The following is a 26,423-nucleotide window of genomic DNA, read 5'->3' on the forward strand; positions in this document are numbered from 1 at the left end:
CCGACTAAGCACTGGGGAGACGAACGACAGGCAAGTGGCCGCCGGTCGCAGGTACCGCGCCGCGCCTAAGATCGGTGGCGATAGTGTCGCACATGGTCGATGAGCGCCCTCAGCTTCGGCGTCACGGTGTGGCGGCTGGGGAAGTACAGGAAGAAGCCGGCGAAGGGCGGCAGCCAGTCGGAGAGGATCGAGACGAGCTCGCCGCGCTCGAGATGGGACCGGAAGGTTTCTTCCATGCCGAAGGTAATGCCCCCGCCGGCGAGCGCGGTGCGGATCATCAGGAACATGTCGTTGGTGGTGATCTGCGGTTCGACCGAGACGTCGAAGGCGCGGCCGTCCTTCTCGAATTCCCAGCGATAAGGTGCGGTGTGCGGCTGCGGCCGCCAGCCGATGCAGCGGTGGTGGACGAGGTCGCGCGGATGCTCTGGCGTGCCGTGGCGCGCGAGATAGTGCGGCGTCGCCACCGCGACCTGGCGCTGGTCGCCCGTCAGCGGCACCGCGATCATGTCGCGTTCGATGACCTCGCCGAGGCGCACGCCGGCGTCGAAGCCGGCCGCGATGATGTCGAATTCCAGATCGGTCACCGTCACGTCGAGGGTGACGCCGGGATGCGCCTCGCTGAAGGAGGCGATCAGCGGCCCGGACAGGAACTCCTCGGCGATCGAGGTGGCAGCGATCCGCAGGAGACCGCGGGGCTGCTCCGCCGAGCCGGACGCCGCTTCGAGGGCGTTCGCGATCTCGGCCAATGGCGCCGAGACCTGGGCCAGGAAGCGCTCGCCCGCCTCGGTCAGGCGCACGCTGCGGGTGGTGCGCAGGAACAGCGCTTGGCCGAGCGCGGTCTCCAGGCGCCGCACGCCTTGGCTTACCGCCGAGCGCGTTACCCCAAGCCGGTCGGCCGCGGCGCGGAAATTGCCCGTCTCCGCCACCGCGGCGAACAGGGTGAGGAGGTTGAGATCGATCTGCATTGGTTAGTGTTCCTAACCATAAGGTCCAGTTCGCGGCAAGTTATATCGACAGCGAGCGATTGCTATCTCCCGGGCATCGATGGTGGGCGCACGGGTGCGCTCCGCCAGCACCATGGAGACAGCAATGACCAATCTGCCCAATACCTATGACCTGACCGGCAAGGTGGCGCTCGTGACCGGCGCGCGTCGCGGCATCGGACGCGCCACGCTCGACCTGCTGCGTGCCCGCGGCGCCAGGATCGTCGCCTCCGACCTCTCCGACGAGGTCCAAGCGCTCGAAGCCCGCGACGTTGCCACGCTGGTGGGCGACGTCTCGGACGAGGGCCTTGCCCGGCGTTCGGTCGATCTCGCCCGCGAGCGCTTCGGCCGGCTCGACATCGTCGTCAGCAATGCCGGACGAACCCTCAACAAGCCGCTGACCGAAACCTCGGTCGAGGAATACGACCGCATCTTCCAGATCAACGCCCGCGGCGCCTTCGTCACGATCCGGGCGGCGGTGCCGCTGATGGAGGAGGGCGGCGCCGTCGTCATCAACGCCTCGCTCTCGGCGACGACGGCGTTCCCGACGCAGGCGGCCTATGCCTCCTCCAAGGCGGCCTCGGCGCAGCTCGCCCGCATCGTCGCGGTCGAGTACGGCCGCCGCGGCATCCGCTGCAACGTGGTCCTGCCCGGCGTCATCGACACCGACATCATGGAAGGCGTGGTCGAGAACGGCCGGGAAATGCTGCGCAGCTTCGGCGACGCGCACCCGATCGGGCGCATCGGCCGCCCGGAGGAGGTGGCCGAGGCCATCGCCTTCCTCGCTTCCCCCGCCTCGAGCTTCATCACCGGGGCGCAGCTCTTCGTCGACGGCGGCTACACGGCGCAGTGAGCGCTCGGCCCGTCACATCAAACACAATACAGGAGACCATCATGTCCATAGACCAGGTCGTGCTCATCACCGGCGCTTCCAGCGGCATCGGCGAGGCCACCGCGCGTGTCCTCGCCGACGCCGGCGCCACCCTCATGCTGGGCGCGCGGCGGACCGAACGGCTCGCCACGCTCGTCGAGGAGATCGAGGCGAAGGGCGGCCAGGCCGCCGCCCGCGCCCTCGACGTCACCGAACGCGCCAGCATGGAAGCCCTCGTCGCCGAGGCGCGGCAGCGGTTCGGGCGGATCGACGTCCTCGTCAACAATGCCGGGGTGATGCTGCTGTCGCCCCTCGCCGCGCTGAAGGTCGAGGAATGGGATCGGATGATCGACGTCAACATCCGCGGCGTCCTTCACGGCATCGCGGCCGTCCTGCCGGTGATGCAGGCGCAGGGGAGCGGCCACGTCGTCAATATCGGCTCGGTCGGCAGCTTCGAGGTGGTGCCGACCTCGGCCGTCTACAGCGCCACCAAGTTCGCTGTGCGGGCTATCACAGACGGGTTGCGCCAGGAGAACGAGACGATCCGCGCCACCTGCATCTATCCCGGCGTGACGCGGTCCGAGCTCGCAGGCACGATCACGGACGAAGCAGCCGCCCGTGCGATGGTGGAGTACCGCCGCAACGCCATCGAACCGGAGGCGATCGGGCGGGCGGTGCTCTATGCCATCGAGCAGCCGCGGGAGGTCGGCGTCAACGAGATCACCGTCCGTCCTGTCGCACAGAGATAGAGGCGCGTTTCGCCCGCTGATTTGTCGCTGATGCCAGCCGGCGAGCTTCGAGTGATCTTATAGAGACTGACCGGTTGCGTGCCGGTCAGTCTCATGCCTTCCACATTGTTGAGCGGAGAATAGCCTGCATGTGCTCCGGCAGGTCGAGTTCGCCGCGCGCCTCGATCTCCAGCAGATATCGGGCCTTGGCCAAGCGATCGCCTTCGCTGACCGCCGGGTAGGCGCAGATGGCCAGCAGAGCCTTTTCCTCTGCTCGGCTGGCTCTGTCCCAGTTGCGGCTGCTTCCACCCATTTCATGGACGGCCTTGCCAAACACCGCGTATGCTGTCGTGTGCGCCTCAATCAGTGCACGCAGTTCGCGGGACGTTTCTCGGTCTTGGCGCGGTGGCTCTGTGGCGGGAGCCGCTGCCGCAACCGTCGAGGCGACAACAGCGCTGCTGGAATGAAAGAGCAGAGCGCGGCGGCTGATCCTGGACGTGGTGAATTCTCCTCTTCACTTCATGGCAGGCAAGATTGGGTGCCATGAAACCACCTGCACCGTAGCACGAAGGTTCGCCCATTCATGTCAGGATACGTATCAACCGCACACAAGGGCCGGCCCTTCTTCGATGCCACGAACTTTTGGATCGCGCTGTGCCGGGACTGGGCGCGCAAAAGCCCTGTTGTCTCCGGAACCTCGATGTCGGCGCATTGACGTTTGGTCCAAAAATCGCCGCTTGAACGACGCGGCCTGAAATTCAGATGCGGCTAAGCGCGTCATGGTCCGTCTGCTGCTCCGCCGAGCAACTTGACGTTGAGCCTGCCGCCCGTGAAAAGCATGTCGTCCAGGGCCTCGGCGAGATCTTTCGGCGTCACAGCCTTTCCGTCGCCACGCATGATGCTTGTTTGCGCGGTACGGCGCATAAGCTCCTTGATGAAGGCTGCGCTGACACCTTTTGTGCGGGCCACAGCTTCGGCCACGATCTTGTCGGAAAGTTTCAGCCCGCCGCCATAAAGGCGCACGAGCTTCTCCCGACAGTCGTCATCCGGCAGCGGCACCTCGATGGCCTGGTCGATACGTCCCGGCCGCCCTGTCAGCGCACCTTCAAGCTGCTCGGGCCGGTTGGTGGTAAGGACAAACAGGATGTCGGCATTGTCCTTTAGCCCGTCCATCTCGTTGAGCAAGGTGTTGAGGAGGGACTCCTCACATGGACCTCCCATATTCTCGCGGTCGCGGGCAATAAGGTCCACGTCCTCGATCACCACCATAGCCGGCTGCAGCAGGCGCGCCAGAGTCATGTATTGCGACAGCAGGCCCATCTGGCCGGCTGTTATGATGAGCGTCGTATGGCCAGGGAGATTGGCGGCGAGGTAGCGAATGGTGTGCGTTTTGCCGGTGCCCGGCGGACCGTAAAGCAGGATGCCCTTGCGCGTCGATTGCCCAAGCCGTCTCAGTGCTTCCCGGCTCTCTATGAACCGGATCACGTTGCGTTCGAGAAGCTTCAGAGTCCGCTCCGGCAGGATGATCGCTTCGCGTCGCACTTCCGGCAGTCGATGGACCATCACGCCTTTGGAGCGGCCCTGATAGTCCTCTTCCGTTTCGAGCGACAGAACCTTGCCGCGGTAGGATCGCGCAGTATTGATCGCAGCCTCCAACTGGGAGAAGCAGCGGCCTACAAGCGCCACACCGTGCTCGCCGGCCGGCACGGCGATCTCGACGCAGGTCCCGGCCTCGCGGCCATACTCACGATGAAAGGACAGCACGACCGCGTAGTGCAGGTCGCCATCGCGATTGAGCCACAAGCCGTTGTTGAGACATTTTATTGGGTCGCTTTCGCCGATATCGACATCTTGATATTGCGCCGCCGAGATGGTGACCGCGTACTGCCCGTCTTTTGTCAGCGCGGCATAGGTCAACGTCTCGTAGCGATGTTGCTCGTAGAGACCGAAGAAGCGAATAGGCGAGGTTGAGAACAGTCTATCGAGCGCTACCTGCACGTCGGCCCGCATATGGCCGGGGAACTGGCGGGAGGTTGCGATGATCTCGTCGTGCGCCAGTCCCGAAAAATGCCAGGCAATTGCCTCATGGGCATATTTGAATTTCTGGTTGCGCGAAGCCGGTCCTGGACGGTCGGGCGCTGTCGCGTCTTCTGTTCCGCCAGGGACGGCGGTGATGCGAAGCGGGTGACCGGCTGCTTCGATGCGCAGCCGTGCCGTCTCCAGCATCGCCTTCGCGACCGCGAGAGGATAGCTGCCGCACACGGCCTTTCCCTGCTGCGTCACTTTCGCAGCGAAGGCCTCGGCCTCCGCTTCCGATCGATCGAAGACCGCGCGAACGAGATCGACGACGAACTCCCATGGAGTCTGGTCGTCATTGTGAACAATAAGCTGCAAATTGACTGCGTCGGCTGGAGTACTGTGCAATGGAGCTGCTCACTTTTCAGGGCTTCCGTAGGTCAACAATATGTACGCCACGTTGCATGAATTATTAGCACTTTAAACCTGCCGCATGCCTCGAAGACAAAGGTTAATGAAACCGGCATTGATGACGGCCCCGCTCGCGCACTAGGCGTGATGGCAGAATTCTACGCATGCTGCCCAAAAAGCGCTGAGGGCTTTGGGCACATGACATGCATCAAGACAAAGACTGAAGCGCGTCGTCCGAATTCTTTTCGTCGCGACGCCCCCCTAACCCTCCGCGTCGCGGCCGAAACTCGGAATGCGCTCGGCGACCGCCGGCAGCGGCGCGAACGGCTTGTGCGGCTCGGCCTGGTACCAGAAGGCGACCGACGAGATGTCGTCGGCGCGCCGGTTGGCGTGGCCGTGCTCGATGCTGACGCGGATGCGTTGGCGGAAGATCACCGGGTCCTCGATATGCCAGCGATAGAGCGTGACCGGCTCGCTCCAGTTCGGCCCTCCCGCCGCGATGACGCCGTGATAGGGCGCCGAATAGTCCTGGGTGGGGCACCAGGCGGTGTTGAAATAATCCTCCGTGCCGGTGCCGTGCAGCGTCGGCGGCCAGGCGTCGTTGGCGCCCGGCGCGCTCTCGCCGCGCGGCGCGATCAGCGCCACTTGCTGGCCGATGCGCGGGTCGGGCTTGCGGTCGAACACCGATAGGCCGGGCTCGCCGTCGATGAAGATCATGTCGTCGCCCTCGCCATACCAGTCCCACTGCGCGGAACGCCGGCGCGAAAAGACGCTGAACAGCACGCCGACATAGTGGCCGCGGCCCTCGGCCTCGAGGATCGTATAGTTGTCCTTGCCGTCCGTGTTCTCGCCGCCGAACAGGAACTGCTCGTTGGTGAGGCCGGTCTCCGCCATGCCCTCGGGCCGCGCCTGGCGGTACTGCGCGTGGAAGCGGCCGAGATCGTCCTCCAGCCCGTCATGCAGTTCGAGGTCGACATAGCAATAGAGCACCAGTTCGTGCTCGGCCTCGTTGCTGACCGTCATCTTCATGCCGGTCGCGAAGGGCATCGGGAAATAGCAGTTGAAGCCCTTGCCGTCCTCGGGGCTTGCCTGCACGGGGAGACTGGCGAAGTTCTTCGTGCGGGCGTGACCGATGCCGAAGAAGTCGCCGATGGGCGTCTCGATGCTCGGCTGCCCCTCGCCGTCCCAGTAGGCGCGCAGCACGGCCTTGCGCAGGAAGCTTTCGCTGCCGCAGGCCAGCGTCGCCCAGATATGGGTGACGATGCCGGCGCCTTCATGTTCGGCGATTGTCACGGTCTCGCCCGGCTCGATGTGCAAACGGTCGTCGTTGCCGCCGGTGCGGTCGTAGCTGGAAAAGCGTCGCGTCCTGGCATCGCGAAGCTTGGCGAGGCCGCGCAGCGGTGAAAGTCCGGCTTGAGTCATCGGATTGCTCCTATGTATCTCCTCTCACTTGGAGCCGCAGGTGGATTCGGCAATCTTGCCCGCTCGAAGAATGGGAAGAGCATGGGCGGTGCCGGCAAGTTGCCGCGTGAATCCTCAGACACGGCGTGCAATTCAGCGCAGGCGGCAGGAGCGCTGTCGCAGCACCCGGTGTCGCCCCGCCGTCGATCGGTGAACTTAGGCCCTCGATGAACTTGCCGGAACGGGCTGGCCCCGAGCTCAATTCACCTGTGCTATCGTCCGCTCCGGCAGGAGCAGCCGGCGTTCGAACCCCCATAGCAGGATCGGACACGCCAGAAGCGTGGCCGAGCCAAGGCCAAGGGCTGCGCCGGCGCTGCCTGCCCAAAGCGCAAGCTTGCCGCCGAGCCAGGGAGCGACGAGCATCGTGGCGTAGTACACCGTGTAGAAGAGGCCCATTCCCAGCGCTCGCGTCGTCGGCTCCAGTACCCGTGCCGGCAGGCTCATGATCGCCCCGGCCGGCAGGCCGCAGACCAAGCCAAGAGCAACCAAGGTGGGTAGCGTCTCGGAACCGCGCCACAGCACGAGAACCAGTGCCGCGAAGGCGAGGCAGCTAACCGCCAGCATGGCATTGCGGCTCCCGGTGCGATCCGCGAGGTAGCCCCCGACTGGGACGGACAGTGCGGCGGTTCCCCCATGGATTGCGGATTATCCAGGTTTGATATTCTGGTTCGATCGGAAGAAATTGGTCGGGTCGTATTGCTTCTTGATGGCGGCGAGGCGGACATAATTTCCGCCGTAAGCATCGCGCACGCGCTCGTCGCCCTCATCGCCAAGATTGTTGGCATAGACGCCGCCGGTGGAGAACGGCCTGACCGCATTCCATAGGTGGCGCGCCCAGTGGATATTTGCCTCGTCGTCGGCCGGATCGTCCCAGATGGCGATCGGGAAGCAGTCAAGGGCCGCATCGCGATTGGCGTAGGGCGTGTGCGAGGCGGGCACGCGAGCGATAGCTCCGCCAACCTGCTGGAAAACCAGCAGCGAGGAGTTATTGGGGGCCTTCGCGTAGCTGTCGAGCAAGGCCTCGATCGCACCATCGCTGATCCGGTGCAGGAACTGCGCCTTCCAGTAATAGCGTCGTCCGCGTGGAAAGAGGCTGTCGCCAGCCGATTGAATCTGGAGATAGGGAATGGCTTGAAGGCGGCTTTCGATGGGGGATCCGAATTTCATCAGCGGTGCGATGACGGGCTCGCCCGCTTCGGGTGACCCGACATAGCAAGCCGAGATGCTGAAGGCACGGTCGCCCGACGGCAGTGTGACGAGCGCGGCATCGACACTCAACTCGTCAGGGGCGTCCCGGGAGAATTTGTCGTAAAACCGCATGGCCTCGCGCGCATGATTGTAGGCGTGAAGCACCGAGCCCACGAGAAGAGCCGGGCCGAGCGGATGCAGCCGGTATTCGAATGCCGTCACTATGCCGAAATTGCCGCCACCGCCACGCAAGGCCCAGAACAGGTCGGGATGCTCGCCGGCGCTTGTTCGCAACAGCCGTCCGTCGGCCGTGACGATTTCAGCCGCGATCAAATTATCGCAGCTCAGGCCGTGCTTTCGCCCGAGCTTGCCGAAGCCTCCACCGAGCGTGAGGCCGGCAATACCGGTGTCGCCGTTGACGCCCATCGTCGTCGCAAGACCGTGGGCCTGCGTGGCCGCGTCGAACTCGCCGAGGTTCAGACCGGCTTCCGCCCTGGCGATGCGGCGCTCAGGATCGACGACGATCTTTTTCATGCGCGATAGATCGATCACCATCCCGTCGTCGCAGACGGACAGGCCGGCGACATTGTGGCCGCCGCTGCGGACCGCCACGATTGAGCCTTGCGACCTGGCATAGGTCACGGCGCGGACGACGTCATCGGCATCGGCGCAAAAGACGATCGCAGCAGGGCGTTTGTCGATCGCCCCGTTCCACACTCTGCGCGCCTCGTCGTAGCCGGCGTCCGTCGGCAATACCAGTTCGCTATGCAAGCTCTGCCGCAGCTGCGCGATCGCGGCAACCGAGGAATGGGATCGGCCCGATAGGGTATCGGTCTGTCGCGGAAGCTCCATCGTCGCCGTCTCCGGTTCCAACCGGACGAACGGTCTCACAGCGCCCGACCTTCTGCAAAAGCGAAATTCTTAGCTGCTGGATGAGCAGAATTCATCTACGCTGCCGCACATGGGAAACCGCCCGCCGCTCCGCGCTTTGCACGCCTTCGAAGCCGCCGCCCGGCACGGCAGTTTCAAGGCCGCGGCGGCGGAGCTCGGCGTGACGCCGACGGCGATCAGCCACCAGGTCCGCCTGCTGGAAGAGATATGCGGCTGCAAGCTGTTCCAGCGCCGGCCGCGCCCGCTCATGCTGACGGGGGCAGGAGCGCGGCTGTTTCCCATCCTGCGAAACGGCTTTGATCTTCTCGCCGGCTCCCTTGCCGCTGTCGCCGAGCCGGATGTTCAGGCGCCATTGCGGGTGACAAGCCCGAACGCCTTCGCCAGCCGATGGCTGGTGCCGCGCTTGCCGAAATGGCGGGAGGCCAACCCGGCCGTGCCGCTGGAGATCATCGGGACGGACGCGGTCCTCGATCTGCGCGCCGGCGCCGCGGATGTGGCGGTCCGCTATACGCGCCGTCCACCTGTCGGCTTTGCCGCGCACGAGATATGCCGCGATTCCTTCTTTCCCGTATGCAGTCCCCGATTGTTGGCAGGCGATGGGCGGGCGATTGAGCGTGCTGCCGATCTGTTGCGTTATCCGTTGATCCATTTCGACTGGATGAACCGGGATCCGGACGCTCCCACCTGGCACCGATGGCTGGCGACGGCCCGTTCGATCGATCCAGACCTGATCCCGGACAAAGCCTGGGATTTAAGCTTCCGCGAAGAACTACATGCGATCGATGCGGTTGTCGCCGGGCAAGGCATTGCGATTTTAAGTGACGTTGTGGTTGGCCGAGAGCTGGAGAACAGTTCGCTCGTCAAGGCGCATCCATTGTCCTTGCCGGGCTACAGTTTCTACGTCGTCTGGATGCATCACAGTCCGCGATCCGCGGTGATGGAGTCCTTCCTGGCGTGGATGAGAAGCGTCCTGTGAGGCTGCCGAAGCTGGGATAAAGCGCGCCGGATTGACGCGCGAACGAGCCTGACGCGGGAACGATACTATATGCTGCTATCCCGCGCAGAGGAGACGGCCAGCAGCATTAATTATTTGAATTCAAACAGCTCAATCAAGTTGCCGGATGGGTCTTTCAGAAGCCTGGCTCGACCGGCGCCGGCTTCGCTGATTGCTCCTCTGAATTCGGCCCCACCGGCGTTCAACCGGCTGACGAGACCGTCCAAGTCCTTCGTAACAATCATAAACCGGTTCCATCCGCCAGGCTCCGGATCGCCGCCTGCGGTTCCTCCACTGCCCGCTCCTGGGGCGCTCAAATAGAGCGTCAGATCACCACGAACAAGCGCTGCGAACTTGCCGGGATTGTGCATGTTCACTGAGAACTCGAGCTTATCGCGGTAGAATTCGACCGATCTATCCACGTTCGTCACAATGTATCGGATGGATGCCATGTGCGCGCTCCGTCATCACCGCGCAGGTTTATGCGCAAACGCATGGATCTGCGTGACGTTCCACGAGCGCGGTTCGCTGTTTCCATGAAACGGTGAAAGGCTCTATGGGTTCAGCCCCTGGAAGCGCCGCCCTTCCCGTTCGCGCCGTCGAGCAGAACGATCAATCCCTTGAGTATCTCGATCGGCCGTGGCGGACAGCCCGGGATATGCAGGTCGACAGGCACTACGTCCGAGACGCCGCCCACAATTGCGTAGCTGCCGGCGAAGCAGCCGCCGTCCTTGGCGCAGTCGCCGAGCGCGACCACCCATTTCGGGTTGGGCGTCGCGTCAAAGGTCCGCTTCAGCGCCTCGCGCATGTTCCTGGTGACCGGCCCGGTGACCAAAAGCACGTCGGCATGGCGGGGCGACGCGACGAAGCGGAAGCCGAAGCGCTCGATGTCGTAGAAGGCGTTGTTGAGCGCATGCATCTCGAGCTCGCAGCCATTGCAGGAGCCGGCGTCGACGGCACGGATCGACAGGCTTCGGCCGAGCCGCTTGCGGGCAACGCCGTCAAGCGCGCGCGCCAGCTCGTCGACCGCCGCATCGCTCACCTCAGGCGGATGCTCGGTCAAGGGCGGGCGGATCAGGCTTTCGAAGAGGAGCTTGCGCATGACGGCGTGCCTTGGACCACGTTAAAGATCGTGGCCGGAATAGGAGCAGTTGAACGATTTGTTGCAGAGCGGGAAGTCGGCGACGATGTTGCCTTCGATCGCCGCTTCCAGGAGCGGCCACTGGAACCATGAGGGGTCGCGCAGGTGGCAGCGCTCGATCAAGCCCTCCTCGCCGATGCGCAGCCAGGCCAGTATGTCGCCGCGGAAACCCTCGACCAGCGCCATGCCCTCGCGCGGTCCATCCGAGCCATTGTCTGCCCGGGCGATGTCGACGCGGATCGGGCCGGCGGGCAGCCGCCCCAATATCTCCTCGACGAGCGACAGGCTCTGCTCGACCTCCCGCACGCGGATCCAGACGCGCGCGTTGACGTCGCCTTCCTGAAGGACCGGCACATTGAAGGTGAGCTGGTCATAGGGCGCGTAGGCAAGATCGCGCCGCGCATCGAAATCGCGCCCCGATGCCCGGCCGACATAGCCGCCGGCGGCATATTGCCGTGCAAGTCCGACCTGAACGCGGCCGGTCGCCACCGTCCGGTCCTGCAGCGACGCGGTGTTGTCGTAGAGTTCGACCAGATGCGGAAAGCGCTGCCTGATCTCCGCGACCAGCGAACGGATAGCGCTGGTCCCGGCCTCGTTCAGATCGATTGCAACGCCGCCGGGCACGATGCGGTCGCGCATCAGGCGGTGGCCGAAGGCGGCGTCGGCGGCGCGCAGCACGCGTTCGCGCAGCACGCCGCAATGCGCGTGCATCAGCGCGAAGGCGGCGTCGTTGCAAATGGCGCCGATATCGCCGAGGTGGTTGGCAAGGCGCTCCAGCTCGGCCATCAGCGCCCGCAGCCATACCGCGCGCGGCGGTGGCGTGAGCCCGAGCGCCGCCTCCGCCGCGCGGGCGAAGGCAAGGGAATAGGCAACGGTGCTGTCGCCCGACGTCCTACCCGCGAATTTTGCCGCACGATCGATCGGCGCGCCCGCCATCAAGCCTTCGATGCCCTTGTGCACATATCCCAGCCGCTGCTCCAACCGCACCACCGTTTCGCCGCTTGCCGTGAAGCGGAAATGCCCAGGCTCGATGATGCCGGCATGCACCGGCCCGACCGCGATCTGGTGGAGGCTTTCGCCTTCCGCCGCGAGGAAGCGGTAGGAGGAGGGGGCCGCCGGCCCACCGGGCCGCGCCGCCAGCGGATGCAAGACGCCCCATTGGCCATGGTCGAGCCAGCGGCGGGTGTCGGGCAGGCCTTGCGGCGCCAGCCCGAAGAGGTCCGCCGCGGCGCGTTCCAGCCGCAGCGCCGGCGGGTGGTGCTGGCCGACCGACGGGTAGCGGCCGCCGCGGCAGTCCAGGCTGATCACGCCGATGTTCCGCGCTTCGTCGAGAAGCGCCATGTGCACCCTGTCCGGCTCCCCCCACAGGCCGAGCAGGCTCCAGCGGCCGCCGGCGAGCTGTTCGACGGCAAGGTTCCAGACTTTCGGGGTCACCACCACGCGGCGCCAGGGAGCGTGATGCTCGACCGGGTGGTCGGTCTCGATGAGATCTGCGAGCGCGAGCATGCTTTTCTTGCTCATGGCCTCACCCCAGGATGCCGGCGACATGCTGGAACCACGCGACCAGCGGCGCCGGCAGATAGATGCCAGCGGCAAACACCAAGGCGAGATGCGAGTACATCGGCACATAGGACGCCTCGACCGGCGCCGTGCCGCCGCGCGGCTCGCCGAAGGCAAGGCCGGTCAGTCGCAAAAGCAGCGCGCCGAAGGCGATCAGCAGCCCGAACACCAGCGGGATCGCCAGCCACGGATGCCGGGCGAAGGTCGAGCTGACGACCAGGAATTCACTCATGAAGATGCCGAGCGGCGGCAGGCCGGCTATTGCCACGACGCCGATGACGAGCGCCCAGCCAAGCCCGGGATGGCTTTCGGTCAACCCTCTGATCTCGGAGATCTTCTGCGTGCCCTTGACCTGCGCGATATGGCCGACAGCGAAGAAGATCGCCGACTTGGTCAGGCTGTGCATGACCATGTGCAGCAGGCCGGCGAAGTTGGCGAGCGGACCGCCCATGCCGAAGGCGAAGACGATGATGCCCATGTGCTCGATCGAGGAATAAGCGAACAGGCGCTTGATGTCGCGGCGGCGGTAGAGCATGAAGGCCGCGAAGATCAGCGAGGTCAGCCCCATCGTGACCATCAGCGGTCCTGGGCCGATCGCCTCCGGGCTGGCGGCGAGCAAGAGCTTGAAGCGCAGCACCGCGTAGAGCGCGACGTTGAGCAGAAGACCCGACAGCACCGCCGAAATCGGCGTCGGGCCCTCGGCATGCGCGTCGGGCAGCCATGCATGCAGCGGCGCGAGCCCCACCTTGGTTCCGTAGCCGAGCAGCAGGAAGATGAAGGCGACGCTGAGGAGCGCGGGATCGAAATGCGCCGCCTTTTCGATCAGCACCGACCAGACCATCGCATTGGTGCCCTCTCCGACGACCGGTTGTGCCGCCATGTAGACGAGGATGGTGCCGAACAAAGCGAGCGCGATGCCGACGCTTCCCAAGATGAAATATTTCCAGGCCGCTTCAAGCGCCTCGTGCGTGCGGTAGATGCCGACCATCAGCACGGTGGTCAGCGTGGCAAGCTCTACCGCGACCCACATCAGACCGATATTGTTCGAAACGAAGGCCAGGTTCATGCCGAACATCATGATCTGGTACATCGCGTGGTAGAAACGGAGGTTCGGCGCGGTCAGCCGGCCGGTCTCCAGCTCATGCGCGATATAGGACGCGCTGAACACGCTGGTGGTGAAGCCGACGAATGTGTTGAGCACGATGAAGACGATGTTGAGATCGTCGACGATGAGATACTGCCCGGGTTCCGGCCTTTCGGTGACGAAGAGCGACAGCGCGGCGAGCAAAGTGAGGAGGCTCGCTATCACGTTCACGATCGCCGTCATCTTGTAGTTCGGCATCGCCGCCAGAAGGGCGGCGGCACCGGCGGGCACCAGCAGGATCGCGGCGACGGCATCGAAGGAAAATCCGGTCACCGGCGCTCTCCCCGGTAGTCGTCGAGCGCGCCAACATCGACCGAATCGAACCGTTCCCGGATGCGGAACAGAAAGACGCCGATGACGATGAAGGCGATCAGGATCGAGAAGGCGACGCTGATCTCGACGACCAGCGGCATGCCCTTGGCGCCGGTAGCGGCCAGCACCAGGCCGTTTTCCAGCGACATGAAGCCGACGACCTGGCTGACGGCGTTGCGCCGGGTGACCATCACCAGCAGACCCAGCAAGATGATCGACAGCGCGAAGGCCAGGTCCTCGCGGGCGAGCGGGTCGGCCTCGGGCGTTACTCTCAGCATCAGAACCATGGAGAGCGTCACCAGCCCGATGCCCGCGAGCATGGTCGGGCCGATGCCGACTGCGGTCTCGATGTCGCGATGGATACCGAGCCGCTGGATGATGCGATGCAGCCCGACCGGAATGACGATCGCCTTGAAGACCAGCGCTATTGCCGCGGTGATGTAGAGATGATGGGCGTCCTGGATATAGGCCTGCCAGGCCACCGAGAGCGCAAGCACAACCGCATGCAAGGCAAAGACGTTGATCAGGGCGAACAGGCGGTCCTGGTAGAGCATCATGAAGGAGACCAGCACCAGGCTGCCGGCGAGCAGATGGGCGATATCGAAGGTGAGACCGTTCATCACAGGCTCCGCGAGACGAACAGCAGGAGCGTGCCAAGCAGCGCCAGCATCAGCGCCGCGCCCAGGAAGTCCGGCACACGGAAGACACGCATCTTGGCGACCGCCGTCTCGAACACGGCAAGCAGGATGGCAAGCGCGGCAAGCTTGGCGAGATAGGCGGCGGCGCCGATGGCCAGCGCTTTCGGCCCCGCCCCGGCATGCGCCAGGCCCCAGGGCAGGAAGACGCAGGAGATCAGCGACACATAGAGCAGGAGCTTGATGAAGGTGGCGAGCTCGATCATCGCCAGATGACGGCCGGAATATTCCAGGATCATCGCCTCATGCACCATGGTGAGCTCCAGATGCGTGGCAGGATTGTCGACCGGTATGCGCGCGTTCTCGGCGATCGCCACCATCACCAGGGCGATCAGCGACATGCCGAGCGACACCCGCAGTCCGACCTCCGGCGAGCCCATGAAGGCGGCGACCGTCGAAAGCTGCGTGGCGCCGGCGACCAGCGCCAGGCTGAACACGATGAGCAACATCGCCGGTTCGGCGAGCGAGGCGATCATCACCTCGCGGCTGGCACCGATGCCGCCGAAACTGGTGCCGACGTCCATTCCGGCCAGTGCCTGGAAGAAGCGCGCGCTGCCGAGCAGCGCCACGATGACGATGAGGTCGGCGGTCCAGCTGAACTGAAGGCCGGCGGCGAATGTCGGAACGAGCGCCGCCGCGACCCAGGTGGCGGCGAAGATCAGATAGGGCGTCACGCGGAACAGCCAGGAGGCATTGTCCGCCAGCACGACCTCCTTGCGCATCAGCCTGATCAGATCGCGATAGGGCTGGATCAGCGAAGGTCCCTGCCTTCTCGCCAGCCTCGCCTTCACCTTGCGCACGAAGCCGATCAGCAGCGGCGCCAGCGCAAGCACCAAAAACATCTGCGCGCCCTGCACGGCCAGCTCGAAAATCACGGCCATAGCGCAAGCACCAGGAGCAGGATGACGAGGTAGAGGAAGACCAGCGTCAGATAGCGGCGGATCGTCAGGAACTGCAGGTAGTTCAGCCGCTCGGTGGCGAAATCGATCGCGCCGGAGATCGGCTGGTAGAACGTCTCCCAGGCTACATCATGGATTTCCACTTTGAAGCGCGCCGGGTCGAGCGCGCCCGGCGCCGGCATTTCCACCGTCTCCCGGGCGCGGAACGCGAAGCCGCCGAAGACCCGGCGAATGGGCTGCGCGAAGCTGACGGCGGTATATTGCGCGGCGGGTGTCGCCTCTGCGAAGCCGCATCCCCATGCCGGGCCCCTGCGCAGCGCGTGCGAGGCGAAGCGGTGAATGAAGAAGGCCGCGAGCGAGGCCGAGATGGTGATGAAGACGAACACCAGCAGGCCGTTGTAGGAGCTACGGCTCTCGGCGATCGGCACGATCGACAGCCATGGCTGCGCCGTCTGAACCGGCATGCGGTCGCCGATGAGCGAAAGCGCAACCTGCGACAGGCTGTCGATGACGAAACCGGGCAGGATGCCGGCGAGCAGGCACAAGACCGCGAGCACGACCATCGCCGCCAGCGACCAGCGGTCGACCTCATGCGCTCGTTCCACCACCGCCGATCGCGCCCTGCCAAGGAAGGTGATGCCGAATGCCTTGACGAAGCAGGCCGCGGCCAACGCCGCCGCCAGCGCCAGCATGCCGCCGACGGCGGGCACGATGACCTTCAGGCCCCATTGCGGCAGCTCGGGGCTCTGCAATATGGCTTGGAAGACCAGCCATTCGGAGGCGAAGCCGTTGAACGGCGGCAGCGCCGAGATCGAGACGCAGCCGACGAGGAAGACGAAGCTGGTCACCGGCAAGCGATGGATGAGGCCGCCGAGCTTTTCCATGTCGCGCTCGCCGGTCGCCGTCAGCACGGCGCCGGCGCCGAAAAACAGCAGGCTCTTGAAGAAGGAATGGTTGAGCACGTGGAACAGCGCCGCGGTGAAGGCCAGCGCCGCGGCCGATGGCATGGCGTTCGCCTTGAAGGCCAGCGCAAGGCCGAGGCTCGCAAAGACGACGCCGATGTTCTCGATGGTCGAGTAGGCAAGCAGCCGCTTGAGATCCTTTTCCATCAGCGCATGGAGGATGCCCAGAACCGCCGTCACGCCGCCGATGAGAAGCACTGCGACGCCGGACCACCATGCCGGCGCGCCGAGCAGATCGAACACCACGCGGATGAAACCGTAGATGGCGACCTTGGTCATGATGCCGCTCATCAGCGCCGAGACGTGGCTGGGTGCTGCCGGATGGGCAAGCGGCAGCCAGGCGTGCAGCGGCACGAGCCCGGCCTTTGAGCCGGCGCCGAGCAGCATGAGGGCGAGCACCGTGCCGGCGGCGAGCGGGCCGGGTTGCGCGGCCCGCATGGCGTCGAACGTATAGGTTCCCGTCGATCCCGCCAGCAGGCCGAAGGCAAGCAGCAGCGCCAGCGTGCCGAAGCTTGCCATCACCAGATAGATGTAGCCGGCCCGCCTGTTTTCCGCATCGCGGTGATGCGCCATGACCAGCGCCCAGGAGGCAAGCGACATGAATTCCCAAGACAAAAGGAAGCTGAAGGCGTCGTTGGCCAGCACGACAAGGTTCATGCCGGCGAGAAAGGCCGGATAGAACGGCAGCACGCGATGCGGCTGGGATTCGTGCTGGCCGTAGCCAAGACCGTAGAGGCTGGTGATGGCGCCGCCCAGGTTGACGACGACGAGAAAGAAGGCCGACAGGCCGTCGAGCCGAAACCGGGCACCGATCCAAGGCAGGCCGAGCGGCAAGGTGGCAGTGGACACCTCACCGGGATTGCCCGCGAGGTGGCCTGCGACGATGACGAGCAAGGCGGCCGAAATGGCGAGCGCCGCGCCATAGACCAGACGCGTCGCCGAGGCGCGCCGGCTGGCGGCTCCGCCCAGGATGGCTGTCGCCAGAAGCGCGGCGGGGCCGCACAACAGAAGCGCGACGGTCGAAATCACGGCAGGCTCCCGCCGAGCCCGGCATCGCCGGTATCGGCCGCCCTGGCCGGATCGAAGCCGGCCTTCAGCCGCACGCCGCGTCCGCCGCCCTGGCTGACCGCGCCTTCCCCGATCAATTCAATGCCGGCCACCTCGAGCGCCGCGATCAGCTTCATCAGCGAATCGACATTGCCCCGGATGATCGAGCCGCTGGCTTCCATGCGCTGGATCGTCGGCACCGACAGGCCGGACAATTCGGCAAGCCGGCGCTGATCGATGCCGAGCAGCGATCTGGCGGCGCGCAATTGCGGTGCGGTTATCACCGGCGACTCTCTTGTTCAGTTCTGAGATATGAGGTCTCGGATCTCCAGCATACATTAAAAGGTCTCATCGTCAATAAATGATGTTTAAGACATGGATGTTGATGGTGGCGTGGGCGAGGTTGGTCGCGTAGCAGGAAGATTTAGGCGCGTCGCCTGAATCCGTCTTTCAGCGATGCGCTCTAATTCCGCGCCCCGGGCGCCTCGGGCCTGAGATACACGGCCAGACAGCAGCAACAGATGGCCAGTCCGATGATCGGGTATTTCAGCGCGACGAGTGCCGCGAGCCCAAACAGGCAAAGCGTTGCGATCGAGCGGATGCGCATGGCCTTGCGGACGTTGAGCGGGATGACCTCGACCGGCATCGGCTCGATCAGCTCGCGAATGAGGAAAATGTAGGTCAGGTTCACCAGGAAGAAGACACCGGCATAAAAAGCGACCGGTTGCGGTGACAGCTCGCTGACGGCCATCCAGGCGGTGGCCAGCGGCAGCAGCGAGACCGAGAACAGATGCGCGAAATTGTGCCACATCAGGCGTGCCGTCATCTCGCTCGCGTGGCGCAGCAGATGATGGTGGTTCGCCCAGACGATGGCGATGAAGAGGTAGCTCACGCCATAACTCAGCCATGTCGGCCAAAGGGCGAGCAATGCCACGAAGGTCGGAATCTCCGGTGGGCGAAGCTCCAGCACCAGCACGGTGATGAGCACGGCGAACACGCCGTCGGAGAACGCGTTCAGCCGCTCGAGTCCTGCTGAAGGAAGCATGTGACCATTCTTCCGCTGGTGCGATCAGGTCGAATATAGCCTTGCCGGCCGGAATAGCGATTGCGGATGCTGTGCCGGCGGCCCGCTCACGACCTTGTCTTTCCGCCGAGCCGCCGATCGAGCCAGACCAGCACCTCTCCCGCCGCAACGAAGGCAAGGGCGATCGAGGCGCTGTTGGCAAGGGTCTGCTCCCAGCCGATCCGGACGACGTCGATGAACGGATAGGGGTAACGTGCTTCCGCCGCGCCGCGAACCAGGGCGTAGGCGAGATAAAAGAGCGGATAGAGCGCCCAGACAAATGGCGCCCGCCAGGTCAGCGTGCCTTTGCGGACAAAGGCCAGCCAGAAAACGGTCGTCAGCGCCGGCGTCACCCGATGAAGGAGGATGTTGGCGAGCTGCGAGCCGGCGGTCAACTCCTTCAGGCCCTGCAGCAGGAGCCCGTAGACGATGCCGACAAGCAGGATGTTGAGCAAGGTTGCGCCCAGCAGCCACGGCGTGGCGAACCGCGCCTTTATCACAACGCCGGTGAACACGATTGCGACCAGCAGGTTGGTCGTGATCGTGAAATAGCCAGCCAGGGCCCAAAGCGCGGCGGGCCAAGTCGCCGGCCCGTCGGAGAGCGCGTGAAAATGCACGGCGATGCCGGCCCAGGCCGCCAGCGCGACAAGCGCAGCGAGCATCCGTGCTGCGGTGCCGTGCGTTTCGAGACCAGCCTGCGTCACAACCCGCGTCCGTTCTGCCCAACGCCCCGCTGCGGATTTATAGACGTGTCGGTAGCGGGAGGAAACTCGGCCCGATCAGAGAGGAAATGGCGGAATCCGGCGAAACGATCTTAGCGCAATCCCGTCATGCCCGCTCGCCAGAGACCAAGCGGATGTCCGCCTCCGCGGCACAATAAGGCGCGTAGCGGAAATCGCGGATGCGGACGGCCTCATCGCCGCGCCAGTCGATCAGCACGAAGCCGCGCACCGCATCGCCCGCCTGCGGGTTGCGGATCAGGATCGCCGGCCGGCCGTCGACGAAGCCGAGCGACAGCGCCCAGTCGCTGAGGCGGTCGTAATTGCCGAAATATGTCGAGGCCTCTTTCTTGCCCGTGAGGCGGGTCCGGTTGACGACGTCGAGCTGGATATCTTCGGCGATCAGCGCCCTGACCCCATCGAAGTCGCGCGCGTTGAACAGGTCGATATAGCGGCGCAGCCGGCGCTCTTCTTCCGGATCGAGCTTCGGCATGACCGCTTCGTCCGGCGCCGATGCCAGCGCTTTCAACTCGGCCCGGCCGCGATGCAGCGCCGCCTTGGTGGCGGCAAGCGTGGCGCCTGTCACCTCGCAGGTTTCATAGAGGCTGAGGCCGAGCACGTCGACCAGGATCACGGCGCTGCGCTGCGCCGGCGTAAGCTGCATAAAGCTGCGCAGGCTGGTCGCGGCCGCAAGCCGTGCCTCCGCGCTCGCGGAGAGGTCCACAACCGTTGTCATGTCGGCCTCGGTCATGCGGGAGCGCTCCCGCTGGCGGCGGCGCAAATGATCCTGCGCCGCATTGTGGGCGATCCGGAACAGCCATTGCTCGGGGCGTTCGACCGCGGCGCCGCCGTCATGCGCGGCAAGCGCCTTCACCACGGTCTCCTGCACGATGTCCTCGCCCTCGAGCGTCGAGCCGGCCATGCGCGCCGCATAGCGGTGCAGTTTCGGACGCATGCCGACGAGCATGGCTTCAAGCGCCGCGCGGTCGAGTGTCGCTATGCTCATCGTCCTCGTTCTCTTTGATCGGCTCGTCGAGCCATGCCGCGCCCGGTCAGGCCGGCACGGCCTCGTCGGTTTTCGCCAGCATACGATAATTGCCGACGATCTTCGCTGCTGACCTCGCAAGCGGTGTTGAGCGCCGCCCGGAATGATCGGCGCCGAAGGCCTTGAATGCGTCGAGCCCGGTCAGTTCCGAACTGTCCTTGTCATAACCGACAAGGTGGACGAACTCGCCGTTCTCCAGCTCGAGCACGAGGTAGCGCACGGATTGCGGCTTGGTTTCATCCAGCGCCTCGAACACCTTTGCCACCAGCGCCCGGTTCTCGGCGATGCTGGCATCCTTCACGCCGTAGCGGATGAGGTTGTAGGTCATGGTCGTCTCCTGTTTGACGTGTCTGCGTAAGGAAGACGTTTCGTGCCGCCGAAAAGATTCTCACCGGCACGCGAATCTTTTTGCCGGCCGCAAACGTCATACGCAAAGGCCGCGCCCGCGGCCGCGATAAGGAGAGAGACATCATGCATATCCAATTTGCCGAACTTCCGGTGTACGACCAGGACCGCGCCAAGGCGTTCTACACCGACAACCTTGCGTGCCAAGTCATAGCCGACCAGTCGATGGGCGATGGTGGCTGGCGCTGGGTAGAGCTGGCGTTCCCTCACGCGGTCACCAACCTGCATTTCATCAGTCGCGCCGATGCGACCCCGAGCCCGGATCCGGTGCTCGTCCTGGTCGACGATGATGTCGAGGCAAGGGTCGCATCGCTCAAGGCTAAAGGCGTCGAGATCGTCACCGAGCCGCAGGAAGCGCCATGGCAGCCGGGCCGCACCGTCGCCGAGTTCCGCGACAGCGAAGGCAACCGCATGGTGTTGGCCAGCCGGTAGCTGGCATCGCCTCGCGGTCGCCGACCTATGCGGTCAGGCGACCGCCTTCGCCGCAGCCCTTCCGGCGCTGCGGCCGGAAAAGATGCAGCCGCCGAGGAAGGTGCCTTCCAGCGCCGCATAGCCATGTACGCCGCCGCCGCCGAAGCCGGCGACCTCGCCAACCGCGTAGAGCCCCGGCACCGGCTGGCCATCGGCATCGAGCACACGGCTGTCGAGATCGGTCTGCAGGCCGCCCAGGGTCTTGCGGGTCAGGATGTTGAGGCGCACGGCGATCAGCGGGCCGTTCGCCGGATCGAGCATCTTGTGCGGCTTCGCCGTGCGGATCAGCCTGTCGCCGAGATAGGCGCGCGCCCCGCGCAGCGCGGTGATCTGCGCATCCTTGGAGAACGGGTTGTCGAGCTGCATGTCGCGGGCGCGGATCTCGCGTTCGACCTGCGCCACATCGAGCAGCGGTTCGCCGCCGGCCAGCGCGTTCATCCGCGCCACCAGCTTCGAAAGGTCCGACTCGACGATGAAATCCTCACCCTTTTCCATGAAGGCTTTCACCGGGCCGGGAATGCCCGACGTCGCGCGGCCCAGCACCTGCCGCCAGCTTTTCCCCGTGAGGTCGGGGTTCTGCTCGGAGCCCGAAAGCGCGAATTCTTTCTGGATGATCTTCTTGGTCAGGATGAACCAGGAATAGTCGAAGCCCGTGCCCATGATGTGATTGAGCGTGGCTAAAGTGTCGAAGCCCGGATAGAGCGGCACCGGCAGCCGCTTTCCGCGCGCGTCCAGCCAGAGCGATGATGGGCCGGGCAGGATGCGAATCGCATGCTCCGTCCAGATCGGCGCCCAGTTCTTGATGCCTTCGACGTAATGCCACATGCGGTCGCGGTTGATGATCCTGCCGCCCGCCGCTTCCGAGATCGCCAGCATGCGGCCGTCGACATGGTCTGGCACGCCGGTGATCATGCGCTTCGGCGGCGCGCCCAGGCGTTCGGGCCAATTCTGGCGCACCAGCTCGTGATTGCCGCCGATGCCGCCGGACGCGACGATCACCGCTTGAGCGTGAAGTTCGAAATCGTCAACGATTTCGCGCGAGCTCTTGTGGCCGCGCTCGACGCTGCTCGGCTCGAGAATGTCGCCGCGCACGCCGGTCACCGTCTTGCCGGTGCGCGTGATCTCGTTGACGCGGTGGCGAAATTTGAACTGAACGAGCTCGCGCTTTTGCGCCTCGCGGACGCGCTGCACGAACGGTTCGAGCACGCCGGGTCCCGTGCCCCAGGTGATGTGGAAGCGCGGCACCGAATTGCCGTGGCCTGAGGCATTGCCGCCGCCGCGCTCGGCCCAGCCGACGACGGGGAAGAATTTTAAGCCCCTCTCGATCAGCCAGGAACGCTTCTCGCCGGCGGCGAAGCCGACATAGGCTTCCGCCCATTGGCGCGGCCAGAAATCCTCCGGGCGGTCGAAGGCGGCGGTGCCCAGCCAGTCCTCGAGCGCGAGGTCGTGCGAATCGCGGATGCGCATGCGCCGCTGCTCGGTCGAATCGACCAGGAAAAGCCCGCCGAACGACCAGAAGGCCTGGCCGCCCAGCGATTGCTCCGGCTCCTGGTCGACGATGATGATCTTTTTGCCGGCCCCGGCCAGTTCGGCGGCGGCGACGAGGCCGGCCAGCCCCGCGCCGACAATGATGACGTCCGCGTCGTCAGCCATATTTTCTCCCCCCAGCCGTCCTTTGGCGATCTCTCAGACGGGTTCCCAGCCGTCCTTGTTGCCGGCGCGGAAGATGGCGTCGATGACCTTCTGGTTGAGCACCGATTCCTCCAGCGTGAAGACGCGGTCCTTGCCGCCTTGGGCGGCGCGCACGAAGGCTTCGCACTCAAGCCTGTATTGCTGCGTGCCGGGGAAGCGGAACACCTGCGCCTCGGTGTGGTTCTGGTTGTGCAATTCGATGCGGTGGTGGTCGTAGAGACCGGCATTGAACGGGGCAAAAACCTCGATGAAACCCTTCTCGCCGTGGAACACCATCACCTGCCGCGCGGCCATCTGCGTCGATAGGTAGAAGGACAGTTCGAAGTCGCCGAAATCGGCGCGGATCGAGGAATAGATGTCGGTGCCGAAGGTCCTGTCGCGCTCGATATGGGCCTGGACGCGGACCGGCTCCCTGCCGGTCGAGAACCGTGTCGACACCGTCGGATAGACGCCGATGTCGGGCAGCGCGCCGCCGCCGAGATCGAGCTGGTTTCGCATGTTCTTGGGGTCGACATTGTAATAGGAAAACGCGCCCTGCACGTGGCGCAGCCGGCCGATGGCGCCGCCGGCGATGAGGTCGCGCACCTTGATCCATTGCGGGTGGTAGACGACCATGAAGGCCTCGCAGACCAGCACCTTCTTCTCATCGCGCAGCTTGATCAGCGGCGGAATGTCCTTGGCGTCGAGCGCCAGAGGTTTCTCGACCAGCACATGTTTTCCCGCTTGAATCGCCTTCGCCGTCCACTCGACATGTTGCGAGGTGGGCAGCGGGATATAGACGCCGTCGACCTCCGTGGAAGCGAGCAGGTCCTCATAGGAACCGAAGGCGTGGCGAGCGCCGAAGCGTTCGCCAAGGGCCTTGGCCTTCGACAGGTCGCGGCTGGCGAGCGCCGACAGCACACCGTTTTCCGAATCGACGATCGCCGGCAAAAGCTGCTCGCGGCCGATCTTGGCCGTCGACAGAACACCCCATCGGAACATTGCGCTTCTCCATGTCGATTACATCGATGGAGGTGTGCCCTAATTCAGCAGAAAAGCCAATCGCAGACGCGGGTCACAAAGCGCCTTCGTCATCCTCGGGCTTGACCCGAGGATCCATTCCGTGACCTATGACGTAAAGTGCAACGGTGCAGAATTCTGTAACCGTTGCAACGCCTTAGCGTCACGGAATGGATCCTAGGGTCTGCGCGCGTCGCTTTGCTCCTTGCTTCGCCCTGGGATGACGAACCCGAGGAGGCTGGGCTTAGAACTAGCCCCTTCTCCCGGTCAGCGTCATGTCGAAGTCGACGACGTTGGAATAGAGCGGCGTGCCGACATCCATGCCGTAACGCGACCGCAGCACCTTGCCGGTGACGTGGAATTTGATGGTGCCGGACTTCAGCCCGTCGAGTTCGGCCGTGAACTTTTCCGGAAATGTCTTGCCGCGCGCCGTCAGCCGGCCGTCGATGACCGCCGTGGTGGCGCTGGTGCGGTTCACACTGGTCGAACGGAACTGGATTTCCGGGTTGTTGGCGGCGTCGAACACCGCGTCGGAACGCAGAAAGGCGTCGATGCGGTTCTGACCGGTGCCGACGCTTTCGGGAAAAATGGTGATGTTAACCCGCGAGCGCTCGACATCGCTATTGTCGATGCGGATGTTTCCCTTGAAACGGGCAAAGGCGCCGTCGAACCCGCCGCCCCCAGCCTTGCCGACGGTGAAGCGGATGCTGGAAGCCGCCGGACTGATCGTGTAGCTGCCGGCGGCGTCGCCGAGCGAGACCGCCGCAGCGGCAGGCACGGCAAGGCACGCTGCGACAGCCACCAATCCGAGGATGCGCTTATACATTGGGATGGTCCTTTTGCTGAGCCAGCGCATTGCTGTCCCTTCGTCTTGTCAACGAATGGTCGGCCCGCCCTATTCCCCGTCTGACGAAGGCGTGATGATACGCTTGAGCACGCTGTCGCGCAGCAGGAAATGGTGGCGCAGCGCTGCCACGATATGCAGCGCGACCAGCGCGATGCCGGCATAGGCGAGATACCAGTGCGCCGCCGACCAGAAGCCTTCCGCGGCGTCCGATTCGGTGAGCGGCAGGTTGGGCATCACGAACTGGTTGAACGGCATGGTCGGGATCTCCAGCGTCGAGACCGAGACCAGCGCCCAGCCGGAGAGCGGCAGGGCGATCTGGAAGGCATAGAGCGCGAAATGCGCCAGCGGCGCCGCCCGCCGCTCCAGGGTTCCGACCGAGGCCGGCAAGACCGGCACGGCATTGCCGAGCCGCCAGGCGATGCGCAGGATGATCAGCCCAAGCAGCAGGAAGCCGAAGGATTTGTGCAGCTGGATCAGCTCGAAGGACATCCGCTGGCTTTCGATCCGCACCATGACGACGCCGAGCACGAACTGGCCGATGAAGATGATGCCGATCAGCCAGTGAAGGATGATCATCGCCCAGCCGTAGCGCGCCGGGGTGTTGGTGATGGATGATTGCATGGTGCAAGAACGTCGCTGAGATCAGCTTTCTTCCAAGCTATCCTATGCCCCATTCTCCACACAATTCCGGACGCCGGCGCCGCCCCTCATTGCCCTGCCGGGCATTTCTCCCCGTATAGTGACGGGGAGAAAGAGGCTGGCCGCAGCGCTGGCGCATTTCCTGCCAAGTTGGCGATTGGCGAAACCACCAGCGACAGCAGCCCTCTCCCCGTCACTATACGGGGAGAGGATGCCGGCAGGCAGGTGAGGGGCGGCGCCGACGTTCGATAGGATTCCAGTCAGCACCAGCGATGGTTTGCTGTGGCTGCCTAGCCCGTGACCCTGAAGAAATCCACGAATGCCCTCAGCGCCGGCCGCATTTGCCTCCGGCTTGGATAGTAGACGAAGAAGCCGTCGAAGGACGGGCACCAGTCCTCAAGCACGCGGATCAGCCGGCCGTCGGCGAGCGGCGCCTTCACATAGTCTTCGAAGACGAAGGCGAGGCCGGCGCCGTCGACCGCTGCCTGGGCGATCAGATGATCCTCGTCGAGGATCAGCGGCCCTTCCACCGCCATCTCGATTTCCTCGCCGTTCTTCTCGAATTCCCAGCGATAGAGGATGCCGCTGGAGAAGCGGAAGCGGATGCAGCGGTGGTCCGCCAGATCGCGCGGACGGCGCGGCTTGGGGGTCGTTTCGAAGTAGACGGCGCGGCGACGACGGCACCGCGAAGGTTGGGCCCGATGCGCACCGCGATCATGTCGCGCTGCAGGCTTTCGCCAAGCCGCACACCGGCGTCGAAGCCGCCTTCGACGACGTCGGTGAAGCGATCCTCGATGACGATCTCCAGCACGATGTCGGGATAGGCCGCGGCAAAGGCGGCAAGCCGCGGCGTCAGCACCAGATGCGCGGCGGTGCGCGGCACGCTGAGCCTGAGATTGCCGGCCGGCCGGTCGCGCGCCTCGACTGCGCTCTCCAGCGCCAGGTCGATCTCGGACAGCGCCGGCCGCAGCCGCTCCAAAAGCTGCGCGCCCTCCTCGGTCGGGGCGACGCTGCGCGTGCTGCGCGCCAAGAGCCGCACGCCGAGCCGCGCCTCGAGGCTCGACACCGCGTGGCTCACTGCCGAGGGCGCGATGCCAAGCTCGCGCGCGGCGCCGCGGAAGCTCGCGCATTGGGCGACGGTGGCGAGGACTGCAAGCTGGGAAAGATTGGCGCGGTTCATTGATCTATTCTATAGAACAAGCCGTGCAAAAGAGACATGATTATCGAACGAAATGCAAGG

The 26,423-nt window shown here is 64.7% G+C and carries 26 protein-coding genes and 2 pseudogenes; 4 read left to right on the forward strand and 24 right to left on the reverse strand.

Going from position 1 to position 26,423, the window contains the following annotated elements:
- Positions 1 to 65 precede the first annotated feature (65 nt).
- Entirely contained in the window at positions 66 to 965 is a 900-nt protein-coding gene (locus EJ071_RS03370) for a LysR family transcriptional regulator (protein ID WP_126096814.1), read from the reverse strand.
- 124 nt (positions 966 to 1,089) lie between these two features.
- Here EJ071_RS03370 and EJ071_RS03375 point away from each other — a divergent pair, with 124 nt between their 5' ends.
- Both EJ071_RS03375 and EJ071_RS03380 read left to right on the forward strand, forming a co-directional pair.
- Positions 1,090 to 1,836 (forward strand): SDR family oxidoreductase, encoded by a 747-nt coding sequence (locus tag EJ071_RS03375; protein ID WP_126096815.1) that lies wholly within the window; start codon positions 1,090 to 1,092, stop codon positions 1,834 to 1,836.
- Positions 1,837 to 1,877: 41 nt separating this feature from the next.
- A complete protein-coding gene (locus tag EJ071_RS03380; protein ID WP_126096816.1) occupies positions 1,878 to 2,603 on the forward strand; it encodes an SDR family oxidoreductase in 726 nt (241 codons plus the stop codon).
- A 91-nt stretch (positions 2,604 to 2,694) separates the two neighbouring features.
- Here EJ071_RS03380 and EJ071_RS39130 read toward each other — a convergent pair whose 3' ends face one another.
- From EJ071_RS39130 to EJ071_RS03405, 6 genes and pseudogenes are all read right to left on the reverse strand, one after another.
- Positions 2,695 to 2,919, reverse strand: coding sequence for a hypothetical protein (locus EJ071_RS39130; RefSeq protein ID WP_245460160.1), 225 nt, complete (start codon positions 2,917 to 2,919; stop codon positions 2,695 to 2,697).
- Between the two features lie 440 nt (positions 2,920 to 3,359).
- The gene (locus tag EJ071_RS03390) at positions 3,360 to 4,580 is read right to left on the reverse strand and encodes an AAA family ATPase (protein ID WP_245460303.1); all 1,221 of its coding nucleotides are present in this window, start codon (positions 4,578 to 4,580) and stop codon (positions 3,360 to 3,362) included.
- Positions 4,581 to 4,811: 231 nt separating this feature from the next.
- Positions 4,812 to 5,006: pseudogene (locus tag EJ071_RS39135) on the reverse strand (ATP-dependent Clp protease adaptor ClpS); the annotation flags it as partial.
- A gap of 264 nt (positions 5,007 to 5,270) precedes the next feature.
- Positions 5,271 to 6,431 carry a glycoside hydrolase family 172 protein gene (locus EJ071_RS03395; protein WP_126096819.1) on the reverse strand — a complete coding sequence of 387 codons (1,161 nt, stop codon included), beginning with the start codon at positions 6,429 to 6,431 and terminating at the stop codon, positions 5,271 to 5,273.
- 237 nt (positions 6,432 to 6,668) lie between these two features.
- Complete coding sequence (locus EJ071_RS03400) at positions 6,669 to 7,109, reverse strand: MFS transporter (RefSeq protein WP_126096820.1); 441 nt, start codon at positions 7,107 to 7,109, stop codon at positions 6,669 to 6,671.
- Positions 7,110 to 7,115: 6 nt separating this feature from the next.
- Positions 7,116 to 8,510 (reverse strand): FAD-binding oxidoreductase, encoded by a 1,395-nt coding sequence (locus tag EJ071_RS03405; RefSeq protein ID WP_189521410.1) that lies wholly within the window; start codon positions 8,508 to 8,510, stop codon positions 7,116 to 7,118.
- 109 nt (positions 8,511 to 8,619) lie between these two features.
- On the opposite strand from EJ071_RS03405, the gene EJ071_RS03410 reads away from it, so the two are divergent.
- Complete coding sequence (locus EJ071_RS03410; protein ID WP_126096821.1) at positions 8,620 to 9,525, forward strand: LysR substrate-binding domain-containing protein; 906 nt, start codon at positions 8,620 to 8,622, stop codon at positions 9,523 to 9,525.
- A gap of 110 nt (positions 9,526 to 9,635) precedes the next feature.
- Here the strand turns inward: EJ071_RS03410 and EJ071_RS03415 are convergent, their stop codons facing one another.
- From EJ071_RS03415 to EJ071_RS03470, 12 genes are all read right to left on the reverse strand, one after another.
- Positions 9,636 to 9,995: a VOC family protein gene (locus EJ071_RS03415; protein ID WP_126096822.1), complete on the reverse strand. Its 360-nt coding sequence runs from the start codon at positions 9,993 to 9,995 to the stop codon at positions 9,636 to 9,638.
- A gap of 110 nt (positions 9,996 to 10,105) precedes the next feature.
- Complete coding sequence (locus EJ071_RS03420) at positions 10,106 to 10,645, reverse strand: NADH-quinone oxidoreductase subunit B family protein (protein ID WP_126096823.1); 540 nt, start codon at positions 10,643 to 10,645, stop codon at positions 10,106 to 10,108.
- A 21-nt stretch (positions 10,646 to 10,666) separates the two neighbouring features.
- Positions 10,667 to 12,190 (reverse strand): NADH-quinone oxidoreductase subunit C, encoded by a 1,524-nt coding sequence (locus EJ071_RS03425; RefSeq protein ID WP_126102465.1) that lies wholly within the window; start codon positions 12,188 to 12,190, stop codon positions 10,667 to 10,669.
- 19 nt (positions 12,191 to 12,209) lie between these two features.
- Positions 12,210 to 13,661, reverse strand: coding sequence for a hydrogenase 4 subunit F (locus EJ071_RS03430; RefSeq protein WP_126096824.1), 1,452 nt, complete (start codon positions 13,659 to 13,661; stop codon positions 12,210 to 12,212).
- Positions 13,658 to 14,320 carry a hypothetical protein gene (locus EJ071_RS03435; RefSeq protein ID WP_059186827.1) on the reverse strand — a complete coding sequence of 221 codons (663 nt, stop codon included), beginning with the start codon at positions 14,318 to 14,320 and terminating at the stop codon, positions 13,658 to 13,660. The genes EJ071_RS03430 and EJ071_RS03435 overlap by 4 nt, the downstream gene beginning before the upstream one ends.
- Positions 14,320 to 15,276: an NADH-quinone oxidoreductase subunit H gene (locus EJ071_RS03440; protein WP_126096825.1), complete on the reverse strand. Its 957-nt coding sequence runs from the start codon at positions 15,274 to 15,276 to the stop codon at positions 14,320 to 14,322. The genes EJ071_RS03435 and EJ071_RS03440 overlap by 1 nt, the downstream gene beginning before the upstream one ends.
- Complete coding sequence (gene hyfB, locus EJ071_RS03445) at positions 15,267 to 17,282, reverse strand: hydrogenase 4 subunit B (protein WP_189521523.1); 2,016 nt, start codon at positions 17,280 to 17,282, stop codon at positions 15,267 to 15,269. Before hyfB ends, EJ071_RS03440 begins: the two co-directional genes overlap by 10 nt.
- Positions 17,282 to 17,587 (reverse strand): helix-turn-helix transcriptional regulator, encoded by a 306-nt coding sequence (locus EJ071_RS03450; protein ID WP_126096827.1) that lies wholly within the window; start codon positions 17,585 to 17,587, stop codon positions 17,282 to 17,284. Before EJ071_RS03450 ends, hyfB begins: the two co-directional genes overlap by 1 nt.
- Before the next feature lie 179 nt (positions 17,588 to 17,766).
- Positions 17,767 to 18,348 carry a TMEM175 family protein gene (locus EJ071_RS03455; protein ID WP_126096828.1) on the reverse strand — a complete coding sequence of 194 codons (582 nt, stop codon included), beginning with the start codon at positions 18,346 to 18,348 and terminating at the stop codon, positions 17,767 to 17,769.
- Positions 18,349 to 18,434: 86 nt separating this feature from the next.
- Positions 18,435 to 19,070 carry a Pr6Pr family membrane protein gene (locus EJ071_RS03460; RefSeq protein WP_210211909.1) on the reverse strand — a complete coding sequence of 212 codons (636 nt, stop codon included), beginning with the start codon at positions 19,068 to 19,070 and terminating at the stop codon, positions 18,435 to 18,437.
- Positions 19,071 to 19,194: 124 nt separating this feature from the next.
- Entirely contained in the window at positions 19,195 to 20,091 is an 897-nt protein-coding gene (locus EJ071_RS03465; protein WP_126096829.1) for an RNA polymerase sigma factor, read from the reverse strand.
- A 46-nt stretch (positions 20,092 to 20,137) separates the two neighbouring features.
- Complete coding sequence (locus tag EJ071_RS03470; RefSeq protein WP_210211910.1) at positions 20,138 to 20,458, reverse strand: hypothetical protein; 321 nt, start codon at positions 20,456 to 20,458, stop codon at positions 20,138 to 20,140.
- Positions 20,459 to 20,601: 143 nt separating this feature from the next.
- Between EJ071_RS03470 and EJ071_RS03475 the strand changes: the two genes are divergently transcribed.
- A complete protein-coding gene (locus tag EJ071_RS03475; RefSeq protein ID WP_126096830.1) occupies positions 20,602 to 20,967 on the forward strand; it encodes a VOC family protein in 366 nt (121 codons plus the stop codon).
- A 33-nt stretch (positions 20,968 to 21,000) separates the two neighbouring features.
- Here the strand turns inward: EJ071_RS03475 and EJ071_RS03480 are convergent, their stop codons facing one another.
- The 5 genes and pseudogenes from EJ071_RS03480 to EJ071_RS03505 form a co-directional block, all read right to left on the reverse strand.
- Positions 21,001 to 22,659 (reverse strand): FAD-binding dehydrogenase, encoded by a 1,659-nt coding sequence (locus EJ071_RS03480; RefSeq protein ID WP_126096831.1) that lies wholly within the window; start codon positions 22,657 to 22,659, stop codon positions 21,001 to 21,003.
- Between the two features lie 33 nt (positions 22,660 to 22,692).
- Complete coding sequence (locus EJ071_RS03485) at positions 22,693 to 23,679, reverse strand: Gfo/Idh/MocA family oxidoreductase (RefSeq protein WP_126096832.1); 987 nt, start codon at positions 23,677 to 23,679, stop codon at positions 22,693 to 22,695.
- Between the two features lie 268 nt (positions 23,680 to 23,947).
- Complete coding sequence (locus EJ071_RS03490) at positions 23,948 to 24,523, reverse strand: YceI family protein (protein ID WP_126096833.1); 576 nt, start codon at positions 24,521 to 24,523, stop codon at positions 23,948 to 23,950.
- Between the two features lie 69 nt (positions 24,524 to 24,592).
- The gene (locus EJ071_RS03495; RefSeq protein WP_126096834.1) at positions 24,593 to 25,165 is read right to left on the reverse strand and encodes a cytochrome b; all 573 of its coding nucleotides are present in this window, start codon (positions 25,163 to 25,165) and stop codon (positions 24,593 to 24,595) included.
- A gap of 308 nt (positions 25,166 to 25,473) precedes the next feature.
- Positions 25,474 to 26,363, reverse strand: a pseudogene (locus tag EJ071_RS03505) (LysR family transcriptional regulator).
- Between the last annotated feature and the right edge of the window lie 60 nt (positions 26,364 to 26,423).

Source organism: Mesorhizobium sp. M1B.F.Ca.ET.045.04.1.1, assembly GCF_003952465.1.
Classification (GTDB): Bacteria; Pseudomonadota; Alphaproteobacteria; order Rhizobiales; family Rhizobiaceae; genus Mesorhizobium; species Mesorhizobium shonense.

Coding starts and splice junctions, on each gene's coding strand:
- EJ071_RS03455 (WP_126096828.1), bottom strand. CDS start 18,348: ATGCTTCCTTCAGCAGGACTCGAGCGGCTGAACGCGTTCTCCGACGGC.
- EJ071_RS03480 (WP_126096831.1), bottom strand. CDS start 22,659: ATGGCTGACGACGCGGACGTCATCATTGTCGGCGCGGGGCTGGCCGGC.
- EJ071_RS03425 (WP_126102465.1), bottom strand. CDS start 12,190: ATGCTCGCGCTCGCAGATCTCATCGAGACCGACCACCCGGTCGAGCAT.
- EJ071_RS03380 (WP_126096816.1), top strand. CDS start 1,878: ATGTCCATAGACCAGGTCGTGCTCATCACCGGCGCTTCCAGCGGCATC.
- EJ071_RS03370 (WP_126096814.1), bottom strand. CDS start 965: ATGCAGATCGATCTCAACCTCCTCACCCTGTTCGCCGCGGTGGCGGAG.
- EJ071_RS03395 (WP_126096819.1), bottom strand. CDS start 6,431: ATGACTCAAGCCGGACTTTCACCGCTGCGCGGCCTCGCCAAGCTTCGC.
- EJ071_RS03420 (WP_126096823.1), bottom strand. CDS start 10,645: ATGCGCAAGCTCCTCTTCGAAAGCCTGATCCGCCCGCCCTTGACCGAG.
- EJ071_RS03415 (WP_126096822.1), bottom strand. CDS start 9,995: ATGGCATCCATCCGATACATTGTGACGAACGTGGATAGATCGGTCGAA.
- EJ071_RS03440 (WP_126096825.1), bottom strand. CDS start 15,276: ATGGCCGTGATTTTCGAGCTGGCCGTGCAGGGCGCGCAGATGTTTTTG.
- EJ071_RS03375 (WP_126096815.1), top strand. CDS start 1,090: ATGACCAATCTGCCCAATACCTATGACCTGACCGGCAAGGTGGCGCTC.
- EJ071_RS03405 (WP_189521410.1), bottom strand. CDS start 8,510: ATGGAGCTTCCGCGACAGACCGATACCCTATCGGGCCGATCCCATTCC.
- EJ071_RS03435 (WP_059186827.1), bottom strand. CDS start 14,320: ATGAACGGTCTCACCTTCGATATCGCCCATCTGCTCGCCGGCAGCCTG.
- EJ071_RS03490 (WP_126096833.1), bottom strand. CDS start 24,523: ATGTATAAGCGCATCCTCGGATTGGTGGCTGTCGCAGCGTGCCTTGCC.
- EJ071_RS03465 (WP_126096829.1), bottom strand. CDS start 20,091: ATGAGCATAGCGACACTCGACCGCGCGGCGCTTGAAGCCATGCTCGTC.
- EJ071_RS03470 (WP_210211910.1), bottom strand. CDS start 20,458: ATGACCTACAACCTCATCCGCTACGGCGTGAAGGATGCCAGCATCGCC.
- EJ071_RS03475 (WP_126096830.1), top strand. CDS start 20,602: ATGCATATCCAATTTGCCGAACTTCCGGTGTACGACCAGGACCGCGCC.
- EJ071_RS03410 (WP_126096821.1), top strand. CDS start 8,620: ATGGGAAACCGCCCGCCGCTCCGCGCTTTGCACGCCTTCGAAGCCGCC.
- EJ071_RS03485 (WP_126096832.1), bottom strand. CDS start 23,679: ATGTTCCGATGGGGTGTTCTGTCGACGGCCAAGATCGGCCGCGAGCAG.
- EJ071_RS03495 (WP_126096834.1), bottom strand. CDS start 25,165: ATGCAATCATCCATCACCAACACCCCGGCGCGCTACGGCTGGGCGATG.